The organism is Arthrobacter sp. HS15c, from assembly GCF_040812005.1.
Lineage (GTDB): Bacteria > Actinomycetota > Actinomycetes > Actinomycetales > Micrococcaceae > Arthrobacter.
Genome location: NZ_JBFOHM010000008.1, coordinates 312,657 through 319,353, shown reverse-complemented (window position 1 = coordinate 319,353; position 6,697 = coordinate 312,657). Strand labels below are relative to the sequence as shown.

Sequence of the window (6,697 nt, the reverse complement as noted above, 5' to 3'; positions counted from 1 at the left end):
GAGGTGTTCGCGGAGCGGGGGTGTGGTGTCGCCGGTGAGGGTGGTGGCGGGCAGGACGCAGTGGGCGAGGTGGAGGCGGCGGCGGGCTTCGCTGATGCCGATCCGGAGCGTGATCCGGAGGAACTCCTCGGTGTTTTTGCACCCGTCATCGGCCGGTGAGGGCGGAACGGTTCGCGCGGAGACCCGCGCCGTGATGCCATCCGTGGCTGTGTTGCCAGTGGTTGTGGTGTCGGTGGTTGTGGTGCCGGGCCAGACGGCGTCAGTTTCGTTCAGGGTTTCGGTGCCGTTGTCCCAGCCGGTGATCCAGGACCGGGCGGATCGGGTGCGGGCGGTTGTTGCGGCGGTGATGGCCTGGGTGCGGGTGTGGTCCACGGCGCCGGCGCTGAGGATCTGCAGGTATTCCACGGTCCGGGAGAGTTCCTCGGCCATGCCGGCGTATTGGGCGGCTTCGGGGTAGCCGGCCATCGCCAGCGCGCCAGGCGCGGCCAGGGCCGCGGCGTTCACCACCGCGATGGCGTCCACGATTGCGGCGGCCCCGGCCCCGTACCCGCCCGAGCCGGGAGCCTCGGCGGCCTCAAGATTCACGGCCGGTGCGGCAGCCTCAACGGCCCCAGCCGTTTCGGCAGCCTCAGCGAGCCCGGCTATTTCGTCAGCTTCAACTGCCCCGGCGGGCGTGAAGGCCTCGGCGGTGTCCGGGAGCCCGGCGGCCTCCGTGAAAGGAGTGCAGCGGATGCCCGGCCGGTCAGCCCGGTCGGCCCGGGCACCGCCGCCGAAGTCGCGGCCGCTGGAAGCACCCCCAACCGGTAAATCAGCACGCGTGCGCAGGCCGGCTTTACCGCCGTGCCCCGCGCGCTGAACCCTAAGAGCTTCCATAGGAACACTCTTCCAGAGGGGTACGACAATTAAGCCCCACACCGTTGCCTTGCCGAAGAACCAGCCGGCGGGGCGGAGAAAACAGGGGCGCAGCTGGCTGGGCGCCGCTGTCGACCGCTGTGTCTCTGGAAGCGCCCCCAGCAGGCGCCTCAGCACGCGTGAGCAGGCAGGCGTGACCGCCGTATCCAGCGCGCTGAACCCTAAGTGCTTCCATAGCAACACTCTTCCAGAGGGGTACGACAGTAGCCCGCACCGAGCCCGCACTCAGGAACCAACGGTGGGCCGGGCACTCACCCAGGTGCCGCCGTCGAACGCTCCAGGAGGCTCAGCCTTGGAACAAGCCCTGCACTAGTCAGCACGAAGGTGGCCCCGGGCCCCGGTCAAAACCGGAACCCGGACCACCAGGAAAGCCTCAGTCCTCCGCGATCACCGCCACGGCCCCGGCCTCAACGGTGCCGCCAAAGCGGTCGCCGGTCAGCAGGTCCGTGCCGGCGGCCTGAACGGAGGCCGACGAGCGCGAGTGGTTGATGGCGAAGAGGAACGAACTGCCGTCGGCGGCGCCGCGGCGCGTGAGCTCCACCCCTGCATCAGCCTGTGCAACGGGCGAAACACCGGATTCTGCAAGCAGCCGGTCCACAACGGACTCGATACCGTCGCGGTCAGGGAAAGTGGCCAGATACCACGCAGCCCCGGAGCCAGCGGCATGGCGCGTCAACGAGGGCACACCCTCGAGTGGGTATTCGGTGAAGGTTTGCACCGCTTCGGCCCCTGCCAGATGGAGGTGCTCGCTCCAGATCGAGGAGACGCCGCCGTCGCTCAACTTCAGCTGCGCGCCGGCCAGCAGCGGGTGGAATTCCTCCACCCGGATGCCCAGCAGCTCACGAAACGCGCCCGGGTAGCCGCCCAGCCGGATGTGGTCCTTCTTGTCAGCAATGCCGCTGAAGTAGGTGACCAGCACGGTGGCTCCGGCGTGCGCGGCTGCCGCTATGTTGGCTGCAGCGTCGTCGGACACCGAATACAAGGTGCAGACCAGCACCAGGTCGTAGCCCTCCAGTGAGGCGGACGGATGGACGATATCCACGGAGATCCCGCGCAGGAACAGCGACCGGTGGAAGGCGCGCAGCACGTCGAGGTACTTCACGTCCTGGCTAGGCTTGGAATCGATCTCGCTGGCCCACCAGGCCTCGTAATCGAACACGATGGCGGCCCTGGATTCCACGCGGGAACCCTGGACCGGCGCGAGCCGTTTCAGCGCAGACCCCAACTCCACCACCTCACGCCACACGCGGGTGTCCCGGCCGCCGTGCGGAACCATGGCGGAGTGGAATTTCTCGGATCCGGCAAAGCTCTGGCGCCACTGGAAGAACATCACGGCGTCAGCCCCGCGGGCCACATGGGCGAGGGAGTTGCGCAGCATTTCGCCGGGCATCTTGGGCTGGTTGCGCGGCTGCCAGTTGACGGCCGACGTCGAATGTTCCATCAGGATCCACGGGTCGCCGCCCGCAATTCCCCGGGTGAGGTCCGCGCTGAACGCGAGTTCGATCTGGCGCTCGGGATCGGCGGCCACGAGGTAGTGGTCGTTGGCGATGACGTCCAGGTCCTTGGCCCATTCGAAGTAGTCCATCGACTTGGTGGCGCTGGAGGCCATCAGGTTGGTGGTGCAGGGGACCCCGGGCGAGACTTCCCGCAGGACCGCCACCAGCTCGCGGTAGTAGTCCATCAGCGCCCACGAGTTGAACCGCTGGAAGTCCAGCTGCTGGCCCGGGTTGAGCGTGGAGGGGGCGACGGCGGGCGGCAGGATCTCCTCGAAGGAGCCGTAGCTCTGGGACCAGAATGCTGTTCCCCAGGCCGCGTTGAGGGCCTGGATGCTGCCGTAACGGCGTTCCAGCCAGACACGGAACGCTGCGGCGTCCTCCGGACCGTAGAACTCGGAAATGTGGCAGCCAAGTTCGTTGTCCACGTGCCACAGCGCCAGCGCGGGGTGGTCCTTGTACCTTTCGGCGATGACCTTGGTGATCGCGGTTGCATAGCGCCGGAAAACAGCCGACGACGGCGTGTAGTGCCGCCGTGAGCCCGGTCCCAGCACGGTACCGTCAGCCGTGACCGGCAGGATCTCGGGATGCTTGCGGACCAGCCAGGGCGGGGGAGCAGCGGTGGCCGTAGCCAGGGCAACCTTGATCCCGTGGGCGGCGAGGTTGTCCAGGACGTCGTCCAGCCAGCCGAAGTCGTATTCGCCTTCTGCCGGTTCCAGCAGGGCCCAGGAAAAGATCCCCACACTGAGGAAGGTGACGCCCGCTTCCCTCATCAGCTCCAGGTCCTCCAGGCGGACACTGGCGGGCCACTGCTCAGGGTTGTAGTCTCCGCCATAGGCGATGCCCCGGATCCCGGCCCAGACGCTCGCCGGGCCGGATTGTTCCTGCAAAGTCATGGGACTCCTTTGTCTGGTGGTTGGATAAAAACGTACATGAAAACTGATGTTTGGAAAACGCTTGCCCGCGACGTGGAATGCCGCTATTGTATCGTTTCAGAAGGTGTGTAAGCCAGCTCACTGCTCGCGTTGTAGATAGCTGGGTGTGGGCTTGCACCAAACGAGCAAGGAGGCTCTCATGATCAACAGAAGGCATTTCATCACCACCGTAGCTATCGGCACCGCATCTGCCGCGGCCCTGGCGGCCTGTGGGACAGGTTCCAGCACCACCGCCGGGGAGACGGGCTCCGCGGAGAAGCCGGTCACTATCAACTACACGTGGTGGGGCAACGACGACCGCGCGACGCGCACCCGCAAGGCTATTGAGCTCTTCGAATCCAAGAACCCTGACATCAAGGTCAACGGCAACTTCACCGACTTCGCCGGCTACTGGCAGAAGCGCGCCACGGAGGCTGCCGGCGGCGGGCTGCCGGACGTAATGCAGTGGGACCTGTCCTACCTCCGCGATTACGGCCAGCGTAACCAGCTCCTGGACCTCAGTACGGTCAAGATCAACACGGACGCCTTCGACAAGACCCTCCTTCCCTCGGGCCAGATCCGTGGCAAGACCTATGGCATCCCCACCAGCACCAATGCGTTCGCCGTGTACTACGATCCCGCGAAGCTCGCTTCCCTGGGCATCGCCGAGCCGGACGGCACCTGGAACTACGAGGAATTCAACAAGTTCCTGAGCGAGGTTGGAGCCAAGGGCAACGGCACGCTCTTCGGCGGCACGGACTACACCGGTGTGTGGTGGATGTTCAACGTCTGGCTGCGCCAGAACAACATCGAGGCCTTCACCGAGGACGGAAAGCTGGGCTTCACCAAGGACGATCTGAAGAAGTGGTGGAATACCGCTGGTGAACTTCGCGGCACCCCGGCCCTCATCTCTGAGGAACGGGCCACGCAGCTTGCCCCCAAGTCTCCGTTCGGTTCCAACGTGACTGCCACGGAGGTCACCTGGGATAACTTCATGGCCGGCTACCTCGCGGACAGCGGCGCCAAGGAACTCAAGCTCGTGCCGGTCCCCTCCGATGACAAAAACAACCTGGGGCTGTTCCTGAAGCCCTCCATGCTGATGGTGGCCAGCGCGAAGACCAAGTACAAGGACGCCGCGGCCCGGTTTATCGACTTCATGGTCAACGACCCCGAGGTCGGGCAGATCTTCAAGACCTCCCGCGGTGTTCCGGCCTCCCAGACTCAGCGCGACGGCACCACCTTCGAAGGCACCGACAAGCTGGTTGTTGATTACGAGAAGTCCATCGAGAAGTACCTCAAGGACGCCCCGGAGCCGCCCATCGTCGGCTTCGGCACGCTGGAAGCTTCCTTCAAGCGCATCAGCTCCGAGCTGAACTACGGCAAGGTCACCGTGGACGGCGCAGCTGACGCGTGGTTCAAGGAAGCCGAAGACCTCATCAAGCAGAACGCCTGAGCAGCGTATTGCCTGCCCTTGCGTTCCCGACTGACGGATTGAACTCGTGACTCAAAGCCCAACCCTGAGCAGGCGTTCGACGCAGTCCGCTTCCCCGCTGCCGCGCAAGTCGCGGCAGCGGGGGGCGGATGCCCGCGCCGGCTACACGTTCCTGTTGCCCTGGCTGCTGGGATTCATCGTCCTGACCATAGGTCCGATGGTTTCCTCGCTGTACCTGTCCTTCACCAACTACAACCTGTTCGATCCGCCCAAGTGGATCGGGCTGGATAACTACACCACGATGTTCCAGGACGAGCGGTTCATGCAGTCCGTGGGCGTGACCGTGGGCTATGTGGTCTTCGGTACCCCGCTCAAGCTCGCCGCCGCACTGGCCGTGGCGATGCTTCTGAACAGTGCCCGCAAGGGCCAGGGGTTTTACCGGTCCGCGTTCTACGCCCCGTCCCTGATCGGCGCGTCGGTCTCGATCGCGATCGTCTGGAAGGCGATGTTCGGCGATTCCGGTCCGGTGGACCAGGGCCTGTCCTTCTTCGGGATAAACCTCGGCGGCTGGGTGGGCAACCCCTCCATGACCATGCCGATGTTCATCCTGCTGACCGTGTGGCAGTTCGGCGCCCCGATGGTCATCTTCCTCGCCGGCCTCAAGCAGATCCCCGCGGACCTGTACGAAGCGGCCTCGATGGACGGTGCCGGGCCGGTGCGGAAGTTCTTCAACATCACCTGGCCCATGCTTTCCCCGGTGGTGTTCTTCAACCTGCTGATGGAAACCATCCACGCGTTCCAGATCTTCAGCTCGGCCTACATCATTTCCAACGGTGAAGGCGGCCCGGCCGGGTCCACCCTCTTCTACACCCTGTACCTGTACCTGCGCGGTTTCTCCGATTTCCGGATGGGTTACGCCTCGGCCATGGCCTGGCTGCTCCTGATCGTGGTCGGCATCATCACGCTGGTCATCTTCCGCACCTCCAAGTCCTGGGTCCACTACAGCGGGGACGCAAAATGACAACCATGGCAACCCCCACCCAGTCCACCCCGGACTCACAAGTGCCCAATTACAACCCGAAGTCCGAGTCCGTCACGGCCAAACGGGTCAAGAGCACCATCTTCCACATCGTCGCCCTCGCCCTGACCGCCGTGGTCCTGTACCCGGGCGTGTGGATGATCGCCTCGTCCTTCAAGCCGAACTCGGAAATCGGCGGCGCGAACACCTCGCTGTGGTCCAACAACTTCAGCTTTGATAACTTCGTCACGGCGATGGACGGGATCGGCGGGGTCACCACCTTGCAGTTCTTCACCAACTCCCTGATCCTGGCCATCGGCGCCGTCGTCGGCACCATCCTCTCCGCCAGTGTCTCGGCCTACGCGTTCGCCCGGATCAAGTTCCCCGGCCGCAGCATCTTCTTCGGCATGATGATCGCCACCCTGCTGCTGCCCTTCCACGTGGTGATCATCCCGCAGTACATCATCTTCAACCAGCTCGGCCTCGTGGACACGTACATCCCGCTGCTGATCGGCAAGTTCCTCGCCGCCGACGCGTTCTTCGTCTTCCTCATGGTCCAGTTCATGCGCAACCTCCCGGCAGAACTGGACGAGGCAGCACGCATCGACGGCGCCGGGCACGTGCGGATCTTCACCTCCATCATGCTCCCGCTGATGAAACCGGCCCTGATCTCCACCTCGATCTTCTCCTTCATCTGGAGCTGGAACGACTTCCTGGGCCCGCTGCTCTACCTGAACACCCCGGAAAAATACCCGCTGCCCCTGGCCCTGCGCCTCTTCGTGGACCAGACCCAGTCCTCGGACTACGGAGCCATGATCGCGATGTCCGTCCTGGCCCTGCTCCCGGTCCTGATCTTCTTCCTCGTCTTCCAGCGCTACATCGTCGAAGGCGTCTCCACCCAGGGCCTCAAGGGCTAACGGAAGAACAC

The 6,697-nt window shown here is 64.6% G+C and carries 4 protein-coding genes and 1 pseudogene; 3 read left to right on the top strand and 2 right to left on the bottom strand.

Going from position 1 to position 6,697, the window contains the following annotated elements; genetic code table 11:
* Both ABV518_RS15530 and ABV518_RS15525 read right to left on the bottom strand, forming a co-directional pair.
* A pseudogene (locus tag ABV518_RS15530) lies at positions 1-873 on the bottom strand (HNH endonuclease); the annotation flags it as partial.
* 412 nt (positions 874-1,285) lie between these two features.
* Entirely contained in the window at positions 1,286-3,301 is a 2,016-nt protein-coding gene (locus ABV518_RS15525) for a beta-galactosidase (RefSeq protein WP_367768266.1), read from the bottom strand.
* Between the two features lie 178 nt (positions 3,302-3,479).
* Between ABV518_RS15525 and ABV518_RS15520 the strand changes: the two genes are divergently transcribed.
* The 3 genes from ABV518_RS15520 to ABV518_RS15510 are packed head-to-tail and all read left to right on the top strand — an operon-like array spanning position 3,480 to position 6,686.
* Entirely contained in the window at positions 3,480-4,772 is a 1,293-nt protein-coding gene (locus ABV518_RS15520; RefSeq protein ID WP_367768263.1) for an ABC transporter substrate-binding protein, read from the top strand.
* A 46-nt stretch (positions 4,773-4,818) separates the two neighbouring features.
* The gene (locus ABV518_RS15515; RefSeq protein ID WP_367768260.1) at positions 4,819-5,772 is read left to right on the top strand and encodes a carbohydrate ABC transporter permease; all 954 of its coding nucleotides are present in this window, start codon (positions 4,819-4,821) and stop codon (positions 5,770-5,772) included.
* Positions 5,769-6,686, top strand: a complete 918-nt coding sequence (locus tag ABV518_RS15510) for a carbohydrate ABC transporter permease (RefSeq protein WP_367768257.1) — start codon at positions 5,769-5,771, stop codon at positions 6,684-6,686. The genes ABV518_RS15515 and ABV518_RS15510 overlap by 4 nt, the downstream gene beginning before the upstream one ends.
* Positions 6,687-6,697 lie beyond the last annotated feature (11 nt).

Bases quoted from the DNA above. Each gene is read 5' to 3' on its own strand.
- ABV518_RS15525 (WP_367768266.1), bottom strand. From the start codon at position 3,301: ATGACTTTGCAGGAACAATCCGGCCCGGCGAGCGTCTGGGCCGGGATC.
- ABV518_RS15520 (WP_367768263.1), top strand. From the start codon at position 3,480: ATGATCAACAGAAGGCATTTCATCACCACCGTAGCTATCGGCACCGCA.
- ABV518_RS15510 (WP_367768257.1), top strand. From the start codon at position 5,769: ATGACAACCATGGCAACCCCCACCCAGTCCACCCCGGACTCACAAGTG.